This is a genomic window from Pseudoalteromonas sp. P1-13-1a (assembly GCF_001401875.1).
Classification (GTDB): Bacteria; Pseudomonadota; Gammaproteobacteria; order Enterobacterales; family Alteromonadaceae; genus Pseudoalteromonas.
The window spans coordinates 1-16,505 of the sequence record NZ_LKDV01000012.1; the positions used below are offsets into that span (position 1 = coordinate 1).

At 37.8% G+C, this 16,505-nt stretch carries 17 protein-coding genes and 1 pseudogene; 7 read left to right on the forward strand and 11 right to left on the reverse strand.

The genetic code is table 11. The annotated features are described in order from the left end of the window. Nucleotides 1-155 precede the first annotated feature (155 nt). From AN391_RS09325 to AN391_RS09340, 4 genes are all read left to right on the forward strand, one after another. A complete protein-coding gene (locus AN391_RS09325; protein WP_024033426.1) occupies nucleotides 156-353 on the forward strand; it encodes a DUF6435 family protein in 198 nt (65 codons plus the stop codon). Nucleotides 354-941: 588 nt separating this feature from the next. After that, complete coding sequence (locus AN391_RS09330; RefSeq protein WP_082429320.1) at nucleotides 942-1,469, forward strand: adenylate kinase; 528 nt, start codon at nucleotides 942-944, stop codon at nucleotides 1,467-1,469. Nucleotides 1,470-1,593: 124 nt separating this feature from the next. Next, complete coding sequence (locus AN391_RS09335) at nucleotides 1,594-2,136, forward strand: hypothetical protein (protein WP_055015159.1); 543 nt, start codon at nucleotides 1,594-1,596, stop codon at nucleotides 2,134-2,136. 129 nt (nucleotides 2,137-2,265) lie between these two features. After that, complete coding sequence (locus tag AN391_RS09340; RefSeq protein ID WP_055015160.1) at nucleotides 2,266-3,168, forward strand: restriction endonuclease; 903 nt, start codon at nucleotides 2,266-2,268, stop codon at nucleotides 3,166-3,168. A 513-nt stretch (nucleotides 3,169-3,681) separates the two neighbouring features. Here AN391_RS09340 and AN391_RS09345 read toward each other — a convergent pair. Then, nucleotides 3,682-4,725, reverse strand: a complete 1,044-nt coding sequence (locus tag AN391_RS09345; RefSeq protein WP_055015161.1) for an IS110 family transposase — start codon at nucleotides 4,723-4,725, stop codon at nucleotides 3,682-3,684. Nucleotides 4,726-4,909: 184 nt separating this feature from the next. On the opposite strand from AN391_RS09345, the gene AN391_RS09350 reads away from it, so the two are divergent. The 3 genes from AN391_RS09350 to AN391_RS09360 all read left to right on the forward strand — a co-directional run bounded on the left by AN391_RS09350 (nucleotide 4,910) and on the right by AN391_RS09360 (nucleotide 6,722). Beyond that, nucleotides 4,910-5,350, forward strand: a complete 441-nt coding sequence (locus tag AN391_RS09350) for a hypothetical protein (protein ID WP_055015162.1) — start codon at nucleotides 4,910-4,912, stop codon at nucleotides 5,348-5,350. Nucleotides 5,351-5,393: 43 nt separating this feature from the next. Beyond that, nucleotides 5,394-5,846: a PH domain-containing protein gene (locus AN391_RS09355; protein ID WP_055015163.1), complete on the forward strand. Its 453-nt coding sequence runs from the start codon at nucleotides 5,394-5,396 to the stop codon at nucleotides 5,844-5,846. Between the two features lie 120 nt (nucleotides 5,847-5,966). Then, nucleotides 5,967-6,722 carry a restriction endonuclease gene (locus AN391_RS09360; protein WP_055015164.1) on the forward strand — a complete coding sequence of 252 codons (756 nt, stop codon included), beginning with the start codon at nucleotides 5,967-5,969 and terminating at the stop codon, nucleotides 6,720-6,722. Nucleotides 6,723-6,760: 38 nt separating this feature from the next. Here AN391_RS09360 and AN391_RS09365 read toward each other — a convergent pair whose 3' ends face one another. From AN391_RS09365 to AN391_RS09410, 10 genes and pseudogenes are all read right to left on the reverse strand, one after another. After that, nucleotides 6,761-7,213, reverse strand: coding sequence for a GNAT family N-acetyltransferase (locus tag AN391_RS09365; protein WP_055015165.1), 453 nt, complete (start codon nucleotides 7,211-7,213; stop codon nucleotides 6,761-6,763). A gap of 31 nt (nucleotides 7,214-7,244) precedes the next feature. Further along, the gene (locus tag AN391_RS09370; RefSeq protein ID WP_055015166.1) at nucleotides 7,245-7,835 is read right to left on the reverse strand and encodes a DUF2238 domain-containing protein; all 591 of its coding nucleotides are present in this window, start codon (nucleotides 7,833-7,835) and stop codon (nucleotides 7,245-7,247) included. Nucleotides 7,836-7,896: 61 nt separating this feature from the next. Beyond that, a complete protein-coding gene (locus AN391_RS09375; RefSeq protein ID WP_055015167.1) occupies nucleotides 7,897-8,688 on the reverse strand; it encodes an SDR family oxidoreductase in 792 nt (263 codons plus the stop codon). Nucleotides 8,689-8,746: 58 nt separating this feature from the next. Next, nucleotides 8,747-9,250 (reverse strand): DUF962 domain-containing protein, encoded by a 504-nt coding sequence (locus AN391_RS09380; RefSeq protein ID WP_055015168.1) that lies wholly within the window; start codon nucleotides 9,248-9,250, stop codon nucleotides 8,747-8,749. A 73-nt stretch (nucleotides 9,251-9,323) separates the two neighbouring features. After that, complete coding sequence (locus AN391_RS09385) at nucleotides 9,324-10,010, reverse strand: Crp/Fnr family transcriptional regulator (RefSeq protein ID WP_055015169.1); 687 nt, start codon at nucleotides 10,008-10,010, stop codon at nucleotides 9,324-9,326. After that, a complete protein-coding gene (locus AN391_RS09390) occupies nucleotides 10,007-10,663 on the reverse strand; it encodes a hypothetical protein (RefSeq protein ID WP_055015170.1) in 657 nt (218 codons plus the stop codon). The genes AN391_RS09385 and AN391_RS09390 overlap by 4 nt, the downstream gene beginning before the upstream one ends. A 473-nt stretch (nucleotides 10,664-11,136) precedes the next feature. Continuing rightward, the gene (locus AN391_RS09395; protein ID WP_055015171.1) at nucleotides 11,137-14,301 is read right to left on the reverse strand and encodes a PilC/PilY family type IV pilus protein; all 3,165 of its coding nucleotides are present in this window, start codon (nucleotides 14,299-14,301) and stop codon (nucleotides 11,137-11,139) included. A gap of 524 nt (nucleotides 14,302-14,825) precedes the next feature. Next, nucleotides 14,826-15,236, reverse strand: coding sequence for a hypothetical protein (locus AN391_RS09400; RefSeq protein ID WP_055015172.1), 411 nt, complete (start codon nucleotides 15,234-15,236; stop codon nucleotides 14,826-14,828). A 237-nt stretch (nucleotides 15,237-15,473) separates the two neighbouring features. Beyond that, nucleotides 15,474-15,990 (reverse strand): annotated as a pseudogene (locus AN391_RS09405) (M23 family metallopeptidase). A 55-nt stretch (nucleotides 15,991-16,045) separates the two neighbouring features. Beyond that, on the reverse strand, nucleotides 16,046-16,315 hold the full coding sequence (locus AN391_RS09410; protein ID WP_055015174.1) for a YrhK family protein: 270 nt from the start codon (nucleotides 16,313-16,315) through the stop codon (nucleotides 16,046-16,048). Nucleotides 16,316-16,505: the final 190 nt, after the last annotated feature.

The window sequence follows — 16,505 nt, forward strand, 5'->3', positions numbered from 1 at the left end:
TACATGGATGTAAGTCATTAGAATAACGCAGGAGCAGTTATCGAGCCCACTAGGTTACAAACCTCGCGCCGCGATTTAATCGCCCCTAGATTGAACAAATTTCAATCCGCAAAGATCAACACGCCCTAATACTTTTATAAAACTAAGCGAGCCACATGTTTTCACTATTTAAATCAGACCCGACAAAAAAACTACGCAAAGAGTACGACGCAAAACTTGAGCAAGGCATGCAAGCACAGCGTAAAGGCGACATTAAAAGCTACGCCATGTTAAGCGCAGAAGCCGAAAAAATCTGGAGTGAAATAGAAGCGCTTGAAGCAAAAAAGCCAGATAATACCAATCGTGTTAAGTAATTAGACATTTATAGCGACGGATAAATAGAGTGATAACAAGGCATAAATTTCGACATGTAGTTGTTCTACATGAGAAATTTATAACGCAGTTAACGCTTTATTTAGCACGCGAGAGAGGCTAAATATTTAAGTCGATTGGTATAAATATCGTGTCTGTACTGTTTTAAAAGTAGAAAGACGCGTTTAGTAAATAATTCATCACCTCGTTTTATAGCCTCCACCAGCCAAAAACCACCTTTTATAATAGGCTTACATAAACAAGTGTGCTTAAGGTGGTTACTCACGTTATTGCCACCGTGTTTTTAGTGAATATTAAATGATTTAAAAAGTGTTTTGGTTTTCATTTTTAAAACGTTAGTTGCTGCTTTTACTAAAGCAATGACGGTTTTCCTCCTAAGTCATAAAATGAGGACGCTTTCCTCTTTTCCACCTGCCATAAAAAGAACACCCCGCCTTAAAGTTTAATACTCGCAATGTGTTACAGGATTTGTTATTAATATTAAAAATAATTAAGAGGACATACATTGCTCATAAAAAGAGGAAAGTGTCCTCTGATAAAGCTGTTAGATGCCAGTCAGATTTTCAATAATGAATAGAATTAATGTAATCGGAACAAGTGGAAGCGGTAAATCTCATTTTAGCCGTCGTCTGGCTGAAAAATTGGATGTACCGTACATAGAAATGGATGCCATTTTCTGGCTTCCAAATTGGGAGCACTTGGAAACAAAAGACTTTCTTCTTGAGTTACAAAGTCTTATGGAACAAAAAAAGTGGGTATTGGATGGGAATCAATCAAAAACTAACACTCTCAAGTGGCGCTACGTAGACACTATCGTTTGGTTGGATTACAGCTTTTTCCATACGTTTAAACAAATCCTTTTTCGTTCACTTAAACGCTCATGGTCAAAACAAGAAATATGGGAAGGCACAGGAAATAGAGAATCATTCAGACGTAATTTTCTGTCATCCAAATCAGTCATCCTTTGGATGCTTCAAAACTATTGGAAAACCAAGCAAAAATATACAAAGCTCTTTGTTAGCGAACTCGCAGACAGTGTAAAGGTTATTCGCATAAAATCCCCTAAACAAGCCGAGTTGTTTTTAGCCAATGCGTAAGGCATCTAACAAGGCGCTTAAGTCGTTCACTCCGTTCACTGGGACAAAACCACTGTGCTATGCTTCGCATATTATTGCACAGCAGTTTTGCCCCTTAGCTTAGCGTTAGAGCTACAAGGAAATTATGAGTATATCTAAACTATTTTTTATTCTTTTAACTTTAGGACTTACGGGGTGTGTTAATCCTCATGTTAAGCCTAAATTATCAGCTACCGAGTTAACTAATAGCGGCATTGCTTATTTTTCAACTGCGTCAATTGAAGAGTGTACAGTGCACAGTGTTTATTTGGCTCTAAAAAAAGAATCGGATGAGCAAATATTAAATTTAGCTAAATCACAGTTTTTTGTAACTAATCGATATGTAGAAAAAGATTACCCAGAATCAAGAGGCTTATTTCAAATAGTATCATTGCCTGCTGGTTCATATGATTTTTGGTTCGAGCAAAGGCATCCAATGTTAGATGTAGATTATGAAGAGGTTTTATCTCCATTTAAAATCGAAAAAGGTGAGGTTAAATATCTCGGTGAAATACGAGTGGATGGTTGCCTCGATATAGCAGTAAACATAGGTGATGAATATGAGAGAGATACAAGTAAATTAAAATTGCTTTATCCTGATATAGGGCAATTAAAACCATTAAAAGAGCTTATAAAACTCAAGAAGTAATGTAGCTCTAACAAGTTGCTTAAACGGACACAAACAGCTGGCTGTGCTCGTCCCTCGCTATTATAGCCAGCGATTTTTAGCCGCTTAGCAAAGCGTTAGCTTACAAAACCAAGCATTGGAGTCATCATATTGCCAGCTCGCACGAATGAATTTCAAAAGTTAGTGAAAATAATTAATCGTTCTTTAGCTCCATCTGATGCAAAAGTTACAGAATCAGCAATGTTATATGATCATGAGTCCGAAACAGATAGAGAAATCGACATATTGATTGAAAGCGAGCTTTTAAATTGCAATATAAAAATAGGTGTTGAGTGTACAGCAACATCAAGACCTCTTGATGTCCGTTCAATTGAAAGCTTCAAAGAGAAACATAGAAAAGTTGGAATTAATCAGACCGTTGTTGTTTCAAAAAATGGTTTTACAAGCACCTCAAAAAAATACGCAAAGAAGAATAATATCAGGTTACTTACATTTAACGATGCGAAATCTGAAAATTGGTCAAAAAAATATGAAAAGTTAAAAGGTCTATCAATATATGCTAGAAATTACTCTTTACGAAACTTAAGTGTTGTTTTTTCAGAAGGAGTCGACAAAAATTTTATTTTTGACAATTCAGTAACAGTCCTATTTAAAGATGAATTTATTTCCGTGCACAAGTTTGCCTTAGATACCTTTGTATCTGCAAACATCAGCAAGCTGGCTTCTAAAGAATTAAAAGATAATGAAGAAGGCGGCGAAGATCCTTGGATAGAAGTTGGTTTTGATCTAAATAAACACTATATTTTTAAGGATAAAAATGGGCTTGAAGATAGTCCTCTGCAAATTATCATTGTCATGAATTATGAATCTAATTACAGTGATTTAGATTCACGACAGGTTAAATATGATGGAAAAGAATTCGTCATTGGAGGGGCACAAGATGAAGATGATAATCATTTAGCTAGTTTTGCGCTCAAAGAAGCTGATGGGAAGTTTATCGGTAACCTTGAGGTAAGCCCTAATTTTTTCCCTACTAAGCAAGGGGAACTGTAAGCTAACACATATGAGCCTTAACTCTGTCAATAGGCATTAGTGTTCTTTTTGACCGTTTTTATAAATTGACGGTCAATTCTAAATCAATAAACAAATTCGTTTACTTCGTCTGTCGATACGGCTGTTAAGCAAGTAGCTTACGGCAAACACATATAGGGTGCGTTACGCAGTAATCTCTTATTGCGATCTCATCGCAGCCAGGTTTTTCCCATATCCTTTTGGGGTTGCTGGGGCACTAGACATTCATCGGTTAACCTCATCATGGCACTATTCAAGGCGGCTGGTTTCATCATTATGATCCAGTTAGATTAAGGTGCGTAACGCAGTTATCAAGTCAGGTGTAAGCGACTTTGTTTATTGTATTAATGCACGCGTACTGAGCGTCTAATCAAGACAAGTGGCTTAGGTCTGTAGGCATATAATCAGGTTAAACCTTGTTGGTTATTAACTCATCCAATTGATTGATGCTCAGCCTTATATCCAGTTAGATGTTCAGCTCACTCAGTACCGTGACTAACTCTTTAAGAATTTTGCTTCATCGAATACCGTCTCTTTTTTAAGCATATAATAAACACAGCGACCAAGCTTATGCGCAAGCGCTGACAGTGCTTTGGCTTTGCTCATTCGTTTTTGTAGTTTTTCGAGGTATTTGTTGACGTTATGATTGTGACGCAGCAGCAATACTGCGGCTTCACAGAACGCCCATTTTAGATGTGCATTGCCAATTTTGTTGCCTTGGGTGCCATAGGTTTTACCGGCAGACTCTGCTTTACATTTGACTAACCGACTATATGAAGCGAACTTTTGTACGCTTGAAAAGCGATTGATGTCACCAATTTCATAAATAATGGTAAGTGCGAGAATGCGGCCTATACCATTAATTGTTTGTAAGATATTAAGGTGGACAGGATTGTGTTGCTTGGCCATTTGTTCAATATAATGCTCTAAAGGCTTAAGCTCATTGTGGTAGCAATCGAGTATGGCCATATTTAAATTAATGGATCGTTGCACAACGGGATCAGGGAAGTAATACCGCATCTTTTCTCTATCGCAGACGTTCTTTAAATTCACGTTGTGGGCAGGTAAATTGTACTGGCTGGCGGTATTGGCGACATGGGCTTTTAAATCAGCCCCGTGGCGAACAATTTTAGTTCTTCGGCGTAATAAATCGCGCGTAGCACGCATATCTTTGTCATAGACATAAGCAAGTGGGAAGTTTCCTCCACGGATGAGTTTGGCAATTTTATATGAATCTATTTTATCGTTTTTGGCTTTACCGCCATGAATCGCCTTCATATATAACGCATGACCGAGAATAAAGTCGATAGTGTGTTCTTTACAAAAGTCAGCGACCCAATACCAACAGTGCATGCATTCTACGCCAACCACAATGTCACCGATATACGGTTTTAGTAGTTTTAATAGGGCTTCTGGGTCATCTTTAATTTTCTTGTGAACAAGGATAAGTCCTGTATTATCAATGATACAGACGTAAAGTAATCGGGCGTGTAAATCGATTCCACAATAATATGGATGCATGTTATTGTAAAAGTTCATTGAGCTTTCTCCTGTAAGGTTGGTTGCCTTTTCAGCGTAGCGAATAATCGCGATGCTAGGGAGGAGGCTCAATGAGTATCAAGCTAATTAATAAGGACTAAAAACAGTTGGCTGTTTTCGTCCCTCAACATTTTAGCCAACAATTTTAGCTCATTATTAGGGCGTTATATGGCAGAGGCATAAGATGGAGCATTATTTATACCGAGGTGTTTCTGAAATTGATGATAAAGAAAATGATGGAAAGCTCCTACCTAAAGGAAAAGATTCATCTGTACCTGTTTATTTTGGGCAAAAGGCTGCTTGCTTTGGTGGTGGTTACACTTTTGGTAGTTCAGAGGGAAATGCGGTTAGGGCGCACCAAGTTGAAACAGGTATGAATAACGGCTGTTATATATCAACTAGCAACTGTAAAAATGTTGCTAGGAGATTTGCCACCAGTGGTAATTTAGTTGACGGATATATCTACACTCTTGATTCTACTTTATTCTCTGAATATGGAGTTATAAGCCATATTCTTCCCGGTTCAGAAAATACGGGTGAATACGAAGTATCGATAAGAGCTAATAATAATGGTCCAATACCAAAAGAAGTTATTATTAACAAGGAAATGGTCAATGCCATATAACAATCACATAAAGCAGACCTAGGATAGGTGTATATTAAAAGTTATGGATAAAATCCCTACATCAAAATGGATCAGAAGCCTTGAAGCTTTCCTTGAACTTTGCTTTAAACTTTTAGGTATTTATATTGTGTACTTTGCCATTAACTGGCTAGGTAAAGATCTCTTCGGTTCTGACTTTAGGCAAGATACTTTATTAAGCCTGCTGCTATTACCAGCCATCTATGTTTTACGTGACTTACTCATAATTTTTGAGCCTTTCTTTGCTGTTGTTAAAAAATCTGAACTACAAGTTACAGTAAAGAGCGGTATAACTCCCAGAGTAATCGATACGCTTAACATAGCTAGCGTGGACAACATTGAAATTGTTAAAACACCATTAGGTTATTGCTTCAATTACGCATCTATCAGGTTATGTGGGCGTGGTGGCTCTCTTGATATGCCGTATGTCATAGATGCAGAAGAAGTTAGCAAAACAATTAATATTAGTGTTGAATAGCAACATAAAAAGCAAATAAACTAGGACTAAAAACAGTTTGTTGTTTTTCGTTCCTCAAAATTTTAACAAACAACTTTAAGCCTGTTAGTTGGGCGTTAACTTTTTCTCGGAGATTACTGCATGTGGCAGTTTACAGGTGATATTGAATACGCTTGCGATCAATGTTCAGAGACTGACTCTATTCCCATTGACAATTTTGATCACGATTTTATGGGATCTGAGCGTTCAATGGGTTATGAAGAAATACATGTTTTAACATATCAATGTAGTTGTTATGAATGTAGTAATGATATTGAATTGAAATTTGAAGTTTCAGAATATCCTATAGGGATAATAAATTTTACTATCGATAAATGTGAAGGTGCAAATGCTTTAAATAAACCTGATACGGAAGATGTACGTGAGATTTACTCTGCTAGGGACTTATTTGACCTTTATGAAAGTATTTCTGAATTAGTAACCTCTTTACAACATCAGCCTGAATTATTAGGTGAATTGGTTCCTCGACAATTTGAAGAAGTGACGGCTGAAATATTTAGAGACAAGGGCTTCGAAGTTGAATTAACCAAAAGAACCCGTGATGGTGGCAAAGATATAATTGCTTTAAATAAAGATAATCTTGGTTTTAAAACTAAATACCTTATTGAATGTAAACATTATGCGGAAAATAACAAAGTAGGTGTAGATGTTGTTCGTAGTTTATATGGTGTTAAAAACTCTAGGAATGGCGGGAATCTTGGGATTATAGTTACAACATCTACGTTTACTTCTGATGCGCGTAAATTCCTTGATAATGAAGCTCAAACGAGCTTAGATTTATCTTTAGCGGATAAAAATACAATTTTAGAATGGTTGGCTGATTACAACAAAAACTAACAAGAACATTAGACGGAACTTGTTCTTCGCCCCGTTTATTAGGTCTCTCTAGTATTTCCCTCATACACATTTGTAGGATTTATTTGCATTAGCAGTGCTGGATTATCTATCGGTTTAAACCCATATTGCGCATACAGGCCATGGGCATCAGAAGTGGCTAATAAAAAACGCCTAAGCCCTTGCAGCTCAGGGTGCTCTACTATCGTTTTAACAAGTAACTTGCTCAGACCATTACCTTGCAAATCTGGAATAATAAATACATCAGCCAAATAGGCAAAAGTGGCGTTGTCGGTTACTACACGGGCAAAACCTATTTGCTCGTTTTGGGCACTATAAACACCAAAACACATTGAGTTATCAATCGCTTTTTGCATCACGCTTTTGGGTATTCCTTTAGCCCAATAGCTATTAGCAATAAAGTTATAAATAACGCTCATGTTAAGCTTGCTTTTATCTGTGCTTATTGTGAAATTGCGGGTATTTACAGTCATAGCTTATTGTCTTTTTATCATAAAATTTGAATCAGTAATCTTTAACATTTTTTAACTGTTTATCGTGTACTTTTGAAAGCACTAACAGCGAGCAAATAGCCCCAAGTAACGCAATTCCCATATCAGATTGAGTATCCCATACGTACCCTTGCGTACCTAAAAATGCTTCTGCGTTTTCACCGCTTAATACTGCAACCCACCACTCTATTAGTTCGTAAAAAGCACTAAACGCTAAACATATCGATACAACGAACACATTTAGCCAGCCTTTACCATTTACTACGTTTTTGCGTAGTAATATTTCACGCGCTAATAATGCAGGCACAAACCCTTGAAAAAAGTGCCCTACTTTGTCGTAGTTGTTACGCTCACTGCCAAATAAGTTATCAAACCAAGGGACTTCGGCGTAGGTGTAATGCCCGCCAACCATTAGCACAATGCAATGCGCTAATATAAAGCCATATAAAATGGGGGTGAGTTTAAAATGCTTATAGCTGCTTGCCATAAGTACTAAACCAATGATTGCGGGGATAACTTCAAGCAGCCAAGTAAACTGATCTTTTGGGTTAATTCCGGACCAAATTAATACAATAAAAAACAGGCCAAGCCATAAATACTTCATTTAGAATCCTTGTCTAAATTGATTGAATTTACAGCATTTTATATATCTAAATCGCCCGATGCTACCTATAGTTTGTTTTAGCGGTTAATCGATTAAATAAGCGAGGGAAAAACCGTTTAATGGTCGGGGCCCAGCCACTTAAGCCTTTACCAACAATTACTTCGTCTTTTTTATTACCAATTGCGAGGATCATTTTTTTAGCGGCTACGCTTACATCCATGCCATTTTCTATTGAGTGCTCTGGCTTGTTTTGCGCTATGCCTTGCTCGTTTAACGAATTATGTGCAATGGCGGTTTTAATAGAGCCAGGGCAAATAGTTAAGCAATGAATGTTATGCTCTGCAAGCTCTGCACGCAGGCAATCCATAAAGCCTACTACCGCGTATTTAGAGCCTGAATAGCCCGTTCTAAATTTAGAGCCTACTTTACCCGCAACGCTACTAATAGAAACAATAGAGCCGCTGCGCCTTGCTACCATACTAGGCGCTACCGCTTTGGTAAGTGCTATTAGGCCAAAGTAGTTAACCTCCATTAATTGGCGGTAAACATTAAAGTCGTTTTCTAAAAATAGGCTGCGCTGTGACACCCCGCCGTTATTAATTAAAATATCGATTGCAGGTAATGTCTCGAGTAAATTAGTAACCTGATCCAAAACAGCCTCCGGTGCTGACAAATCAAGTGGCAGTACAATGTGGCCATCGCCGTGTAAGCTTTGCTTTAGTTTGTTAAGTTTATCAACGCTTCTGGCGGATAAAATAACATTAGCCCCAAGCTGGGCAAACTGAGTTGCGAGCTCTTTACCAATACCTGATGATGCACCTGTGATCCATACGGTTTTATTTATATAATCCATGCGTTATTTACCTTTATGTTCTCTGGTGCTAATACTTATCGTATTAGGTCGCTTATTATTATGCTTTAGTTGGGCCTGCTATGGCGTTAACTTCATCTTCTAAGGTTTTATAAAAACCCATTAAGAATAAAAGTTCAACGGTTACATATAAAGGGCCAATAATTAAACCGATTAAATCATCCACAAACGCGGGCTTTTTACCTTCATAATAATGGCCAATAAACTGTAATACCCAACCAAATACAAATACGCCAGCGCCAATACTTAACCAAGGCCAAAAAGCCAGTGCCGCGATTGGCTGCGCCGCTAAAAGTAATAAGGTAAACAAAACACCCATTATTAAGCCAAGCGACACGCTCAGCATTAAGTAATACACCACACTTGCAAAAACAAAAAGCTGCGCACCATCAATAATTAAGCTGCCAATGGGTATTTGAATACGTGCTAACAAGCACAGCACGGCAAATACAATAAGCGGAATGCCAAAAAAATGAGTTAAGACGTTACGTTTAGAGCGATGGTACAAACCGTATGTACCAAGTTGTTGCTGTAGGGTTTTCATGTGTGTGCCTTTTATTGTGTTTTTTTACACTATATCAGGCTTTTAAAATATGACTCTGTCGGGTTGCCGACATTTACTGGCTACAAAGTTGCTCTAAAGCTGATTGGTTTAAAATGGTTACTTTGTTATAGCCAAGTTCGATGAGTTGCTGCTTTGCTAATTTTTTGAGGATTTGATTGGCGGTTTGCCGTGTAAGGTATGTCATATCAGCCAATTGTTGCTGCGACAGAGTAAACGTATGGCCATTACTTTGCGCTAAGTGTGCACACAATATGAGTAAGCGTTTTGCTACACGTTGCTCGGCGCTTAATAGTGCGTGATCTTCCATGCTAGTAAACATAACACGCAATTTTTGGGCAAGGAGTAACCCAAAGTCTTGCCAATAATGCGGATATTGTTTTAACAGTTGCTCAAGTGCACGATGAGGAACAAAACACAGTGTCACATCGGTTTGCGCATAAACATCGTGGGTGCGCATTCCGCGGTCAAATAAAGTGACTTCGCCAAACCACAGCGAGGCGTCAACAAAGCTTAAAACAGCTTCTTTACCATTGTTACTTACCCCACTAATACGCACCACACCACTTAATACAGCATAAATACCGTCGTGTTCGTCACCTCGTAAAAAAAGCGATTGGTGCGCGCTTAGGCTTAAACATTTTGCGTGGCTTAGTAAAAACTGCTTTAAGTGTGTATCTCGGCCAGAAAACCACTGCCCTTGTTCAATAATGTGACACTGTGCTTTGCTAAGTTCTTTCATTGCATTGTGTTTATATGTGGTTTTAGCTCTTTAGCTAACGACTTTGGTAGGTCTAAATTGCTGGCAATAACAAAATCGTTATAGGCTTCATTACCGGAGAAAAACTCCCCTATAAGCGTTTTATTTTTATATACATTCACTGTAACACCACTACCCATTCCACCTGCATTAATAATGTAGTAATAGTAATTGCCTTTGTTAAAAAACAAAATGCTTTCGCCTATTTTTCCTATTTGGCGATAGTAGCTACCAAATGGCTGCGCTGCTGTGGCTTTGTACTCTAGGCCAATTTTTTGCTCCGTGCCATAACGATAAGTAATAGCCGAGTTATCATTAGCCACACACACAGACAAAATATTGTCAGTGGGTTTTAGTGTATAAGTCACATTTGCGGTTGGGTTTCGTATCACCTTTTGCATTTTAGCATTTATATAGGCTGTTTCCCCGCGTTTACAATGACTTGGTACAACTCCCTCTATTAGGCCTTCTACAGCAAGTCGCTGTTTTTCTACAGCAGCCACCGGTAAATTAGCGTTTTCTTTTTTAGCCACTAACGGTGTTTTACTGCTACTAAATAAACCCACTTCCTCATCGCAACCATTTAAAAAGAGTACGGGAATACAATAGCAAAAAGAGATCAATTTGAAACTCATACTAATTCCATCTAATACAACTTAACCTTAAAATAGCGGCAAAATTAAGCACTAGCAACCATTAAAATTGGTAAGTTTTATAAAACATTTTTTTAGTCATGTTATGCAAATATTGCTTTACTATTTAGTGACTTATTTAATATTCATTTACACATAAACTGGTTTATTTACGTTCAATTCATAAACAAGCCGATATACGTATATCTATTTTTAATATTAGGATAATGCGCTTTTTTTATGCGCTAACGCAATTTAGTAGCGGCTAAGAGCTGAGCTTTTATTTATAGCCACAGGCTGTGGTAGGTAATTTATTTGAGATAGAAGGCGCTGCGGTGATCTTTCTTAATCAGAACACTTTAACGTAGCAAGGTTTATTTTGGGCTCTAGTCGTATTAGCGAGTAAGTTAGCGCATGCCTTTTAAAGGCATGCGCAGTAAATAATAACAACACGTAATCTTAAAGCTTAAGACAACCTAATCAGACGACGAGTCGTTTTCTTCACGCTTGTAGATATAAGTTTGCTGTGTTTTGAAGCCAAAACCTAATGTATCGCTGTCATTTACAAGTTTCACTTTACCATCAACAACAGTTAGCCCTGGGCCGTTAATTTCAGGCGGTTTGATTGGGTTTACGGCGCCTTCACCAGTTAGGCTTGGGCCAATTAAATAAAACTGGCTCACTTGGCTAACAGGTACTGTTTCTTCGTACTCGTAGCCATCACCTGGGATACCATCATCAGGTGTTGGCACATCACATAATCCATTATTGTTAGCATCTATACATGAGTCGCCTTCACCAAAATACAACTGAGCGGTATCGGGTACATCGTAGCTGGTAGTAAATTTAAGTTGGTCGTACACTTTTGTGCCATAGTGTAAATGAAAAGCGTACATTGCACCTCCGCCCCCCGTTAAAGAGCACTGATTTTTATCAGACTCCAGAGCAGGTGTAAACGATGTATAATAAGCTACACCTCCTACCACGGTGGCTGCAGCCAATGATTTTTCACCATTACTTAGCTCATATCGCCACCCTTTAAAGCCAGCTAAATCGGCTTCAAGTTCTACAAACTCATCAACATTATCTAGTGCATTACCAAATGGGTCGTCATTCATAAGCATTAAATCACCTGGCAGTATGGGCTCTGGTGTATTTTGTGAATCGAAGGTTTGAGTCACGGTATGCTCATCACGAATCATGTAAAGGTGATCTTGCTCATTGGTTGCAAGCGGGTTTGATCGATTACCACTGCCTATCACAATTGCATCGTAAGGTGTGTCTAACCGTGTGGTTATTTCCTCACCACCATAGCTCGTTTTACTTACTTTACTAAACATAGTTCGTGCGACTAATGGCTTGTAAAAAAAGCGTCGGTCTTGCGTTGCTAATGAACTGCCAAGCTCTGCTAATTTGTAATGAGAAAAACTATTTTTGTCAGCACCTGGCATATCAACACGCCAAATGTTCCCCCCAGTATCAGTAGCATATAAACGGTCAATATAGCCATCGTAATCGGAGTCAAGCGTTGCTATATCGGCAGCTATACTGTGCTTACCTTGAAAATTGTTATCATCGGGTGTTAGTGCCCATACTCTTTCACCGGTTTTAGCTTTAACAATGTAAATGGCTGTACCAGAGTTATCCTCACTTCGAATTGCGTTGTCTTTGTTTGTATCGTATCCGCCACCAAATACCAGTAAAGGCTCATCGCCAAACGCCTTAATATAGGCTATTTGCGGTTTAGACCAGGTTTGAGCTAAGTATTCAAACCCTTGCGAGCCACCAACAATAGGTTTATTCCATAACTGTTTTGGTTTATCTGGTGAGCTAATATCAAGTGCGTAATAGTTTTCCCCCCCGCGGCGCATGCCAGCAAACGCCCATACTTCATCACCTTTAGTGGCATCTATTACGCCGTCATTTAAGCCGTCACTGTTTAAACTTTTATTGTTAAAAAACACACTAATGGGCCCATCCATACCATACACTTTGGTATTGGCTTGATTGGTACGAAGTGCAGGTATATTTTTTAAAAGCTCAGCAGGTATAAATGCCCACTCTTCTTCAATGCTGTCACCTTTATCGTTAAACATGTGTAAAAAGCCAGCATTAGTACCCACTAAAATACGTATGTTGCCATCACCATAATCAATAGATACCGGCTTAGAGTGCAACGGATCACCAAAAATATTAGCACGCTGATCTACTGATGAGGCATCACCATCTTCGTTATCTACATCCATGCCTCTTGCCCAGCTAATATCAGTGCTCGATATAGCAATATCAGTACCTGGTATGATGCCCCCGATGGCATCTGACACTATATTTAAAATTTCTTCTACTCTATCAAAGGTAAAATCAACAATTTTGCCGCCTGAATCTATATACAGCTTACGGCTTTGTGAATCTAAACTTGAAAGTAAGTAGTTTACGCCCCCTTGTGCGACTAAATTACCATCGGCCGGTTTATTTGAGGGTAGCCAAAACGTGCGAGCGTCTTCTTTAATTAAGCCATCGTCACCTATTGCCTCATTACCTGTTGAGTCAACAATGGTAGAGCCCGACATAGCTAGTTTTTTTAAATTCCCGCCCCAACGAGCACCGGTTTCTGGGTAGAACATTGTAAAATAAATAGCCTCACGGCTACGAGTTTGGTCAACATTATTACTGGCAACAGTTGGGGAGGAAAAAGTATCGTTTACTTCTCTTATTTTAGAAATGGTGCTATTTAATTTCTCTGAAAGCTCCGCAGAAGTATTTGCATGTAAATATTCTCCACCACCTACTTGAGCTGTTTGTTCTAGTAGCTTTTTACCTTTAGTACTCATTCCACTGCCAAAACCTATGGTAAATACTCGTCCACTATCGGCTATTTCAGGCGTGCTATCGTACAAATCAACTTCTACATCACTTGTTCCATGAATTATTTGTGCTAGTGCAGCCAAATAACTACTACTTGTTTTACTGGGGTTGTAACCAAATTTTTGTTTGTATAAATCTTTTATATCATTATTACTTTCAGTGTCACTTTGCGGATCGCCATCCGTCATTAAAATAAGGTTAATAGAATTATCACAGCGCTCATCGCTATCTAAATCAGTTTCGAATGGCGAAATATATGTAAGAGTGGTTACTTTTTTATTTTTTTTATAATAATTTTTTTCATAAGTAATCGTTTTCCTTAAAAAACCTTCATCTCCTGAATATTCTTCATACCCGTATAAAACTTGTTGCCCAGTTAAGTATAAATAAGCTTCCCATAATGTTTCAGTAACTGGTGTACTACCACTAGCAGGTAGGCTCTTTATCTGATTTTTAACCGTAGTTCTTGAAGAGCCAATTTCAGCCATAACATACCCGCCGTAGTTATTTTGAAAGCGCATAAGACCAAAATCAATCGACTCATTATTATTAATCAAGTCGGTCATTGCATCTTTAGCAGCATCAATTTTTCTTGGCCCATTATCAGGAAGTTTATCCCACATACTCCCAGATGTATCAAATACAATTAAAACTCGAGGCTTTTCATCGGTTTCTACATTGTGGTTTACGTAAAGCTCTATATCTTCGGCGGTAACAGAAAGGCTAATAGTTGCAACAATAAAAGACGCAACTACGCTATTGAATTTGAATTTCATTTTTAAATCCTTTTACCTACGCAAAAATTACGTAGCTTCCTAAGAGCGCAGTTACTTATATAATTTTTTAATTAGAAATAGCAACTAACACGCAAAAACAACCTACTCAAATTAATTATGAGTAGATTAAATAAACATTAATACTAACTGAATCAGTAAAATCCTTACAACTTTAAATAAAAAAGGCCAAAACATAAAGCTTTATGATGATAATAAGGTTTACTTTATAAGAGCTTACAAACGGAATAGTCCCGTTTTTAGATATAATAGACGATTCAAAAGTGCGATTGGATCTTTTTTTAAATGGTGGGGAGCTAACAATATTAATGGGTGACCTAGAATATTGTTATTCAAAGGGTTACAAAAATAGCGTAAGTACAGGCAGATAAAGGAACACAACTAATTAACATATAAAGTGAAGATTACTGCCAAATAAACAATTTAAAAAGCATGTTCAATATTTTCACTTATAATGCAAAAACCCAGTTAAGTAGCTACCAAACTGGGGCTTTAATAATTTCCGCTTATAAAGATAAATCTTCTTTAGCACGCGTTAAATTATGAGATACCAGTGAGTTTTTAGAGATTTGGTACGCTTCGTATAAATCTGAAAGGCCTGCGGTATCTTTTTTGGCCATCATGCGAGCTACTCCACGGTTACTTAATGCAAACGATGTTAGTTCGCGTACTTTTAAACGTGGGCCGCGGCTTTCTTTTAATAAGGCTATTGCTTGTGTACAAATGGCTTCCGCTTCTGTGTAGTTTTTAGACTCTACATTAAGTGCACAGCTATTAAATGGCTGTTCAAACTCCGGCGCTGCGGTTACAGAATCTTCAATAACCATTAATTTGTAGTCACTTTGATCAGCCATTGCAGCAGCTGAGCAAGTTAAGAATGAGCCAAGAGCGATGGTTTTTAAAAGTGTACGTTTCATGATTATCTTCCTGTTTGGTTAGTCGTACTTGTTGCCGACAACTTAACTTTAGATAATTTTGGTTACAGCGACAAACGATAAAAACAAACCTAATAAGTGAGAAAATCTAACTTATAGACTTTAGTCTAATGCCTACTGTAAATAGCGTTTCTTTCACTTTTAAAAAATACTGTAAAAACAAACGATTTAGCTACTATGGCAGTTAATTAGTAAAAGCCATCTATGCATAAAACTGGGTTAGTGAGCAGTCAATTTTTTATGCGGGTTTAAAAAAAACATTTGTCTCCACCCTTGGCTTTGTGTTGTATAAAGCCACGGTATAGGCACAAGCGATAGTATAGAATAATGCACATGAGGTTGCTTTCCTGCAGCATTACCGGTATCACCCAGTAAGCCAATTTGACTGTTTATGTTAACTACATCCCCTGCACTTACATGGTAGTCATTTAAATGTGCAAAATAGTGCACGCGCCATTTTGCACCTAATACCGCAACCACTTTGCCACCTTGGTTTAGTTCGCCTGAAAAAATAACAATGCCGCTTGTTGCAGCAACCACAGGCGTGTTTTTAGCGCCAAAAATATCAATGCCTTTATGCACACCTGAGCGCCCCCATGGCGCATACCAAAATGTATTGTGATTCCAATCCTTACTTGTAGCGCCTTGCACAGGAATTACTAGCTTCTCAGGAATGAGTAAACCCGCTATTAATAAAATTAAAACTTGCGCCCAAAGTCCACTTTAAGACTCTCATTGCATTCCCTTTGTTGCAAATAGTCATTAAATTATTAATGACAATACCTTAACGCCTAGTGAGTATTATTAGAATGAAACACTTTTTTAACGTGCACTAAACTCATTAATTTTAATACAGGCTTTATTATTAATTGCGCACTGCCCGCTATAAAAAGCCAGGTACCGCTTTCAATTAATGACTCATTTAAAAAGAAAAAACTACCAATTAAAAACCACACCGCAATTAAAAAATCGTTAACTGCGCCCAATGCTTCATAACGGCGTTGGATAGTAATATGCTCTTGTCCTAAGTCTAAGTTAAGCTGATTTTTGCTAGAGCCCATAAATACTACTCACTCTTTAATTTTGAAATTAAACTAACCTGCTTTTACAAGCTAAGCTTATCAGAATAATACAATAGCAAAATACACTTAATCAAAACGTTGATTTATATCAGTCAGCATTTTTATAAATTTATTTCCGCACTTAGAGCTAATCATTTAAACAAAGCCTATCTAATAATCTCGTTGTGTT

Coding starts and splice junctions, on each gene's coding strand:
- AN391_RS09325 (WP_024033426.1), top strand. CDS start 156: ATGTTTTCACTATTTAAATCAGACCCGACAAAAAAACTACGCAAAGAG.
- AN391_RS09330 (WP_082429320.1), top strand. CDS start 942: ATGAATAGAATTAATGTAATCGGAACAAGTGGAAGCGGTAAATCTCAT.
- AN391_RS09335 (WP_055015159.1), top strand. CDS start 1,594: ATGAGTATATCTAAACTATTTTTTATTCTTTTAACTTTAGGACTTACG.
- AN391_RS09345 (WP_055015161.1), bottom strand. CDS start 4,725: ATGAACTTTTACAATAACATGCATCCATATTATTGTGGAATCGATTTA.
- AN391_RS09350 (WP_055015162.1), top strand. CDS start 4,910: ATGGAGCATTATTTATACCGAGGTGTTTCTGAAATTGATGATAAAGAA.
- AN391_RS09355 (WP_055015163.1), top strand. CDS start 5,394: ATGGATAAAATCCCTACATCAAAATGGATCAGAAGCCTTGAAGCTTTC.
- AN391_RS09360 (WP_055015164.1), top strand. CDS start 5,967: ATGTGGCAGTTTACAGGTGATATTGAATACGCTTGCGATCAATGTTCA.
- AN391_RS09365 (WP_055015165.1), bottom strand. CDS start 7,213: ATGACTGTAAATACCCGCAATTTCACAATAAGCACAGATAAAAGCAAG.
- AN391_RS09370 (WP_055015166.1), bottom strand. CDS start 7,835: ATGAAGTATTTATGGCTTGGCCTGTTTTTTATTGTATTAATTTGGTCC.
- AN391_RS09375 (WP_055015167.1), bottom strand. CDS start 8,688: ATGGATTATATAAATAAAACCGTATGGATCACAGGTGCATCATCAGGT.
- AN391_RS09380 (WP_055015168.1), bottom strand. CDS start 9,250: ATGAAAACCCTACAGCAACAACTTGGTACATACGGTTTGTACCATCGC.
- AN391_RS09385 (WP_055015169.1), bottom strand. CDS start 10,010: ATGAAAGAACTTAGCAAAGCACAGTGTCACATTATTGAACAAGGGCAG.
- AN391_RS09390 (WP_055015170.1), bottom strand. CDS start 10,663: ATGAGTTTCAAATTGATCTCTTTTTGCTATTGTATTCCCGTACTCTTT.
- AN391_RS09395 (WP_055015171.1), bottom strand. CDS start 14,301: ATGAAATTCAAATTCAATAGCGTAGTTGCGTCTTTTATTGTTGCAACT.
- AN391_RS09400 (WP_055015172.1), bottom strand. CDS start 15,236: ATGAAACGTACACTTTTAAAAACCATCGCTCTTGGCTCATTCTTAACT.
- AN391_RS09410 (WP_055015174.1), bottom strand. CDS start 16,315: ATGGGCTCTAGCAAAAATCAGCTTAACTTAGACTTAGGACAAGAGCAT.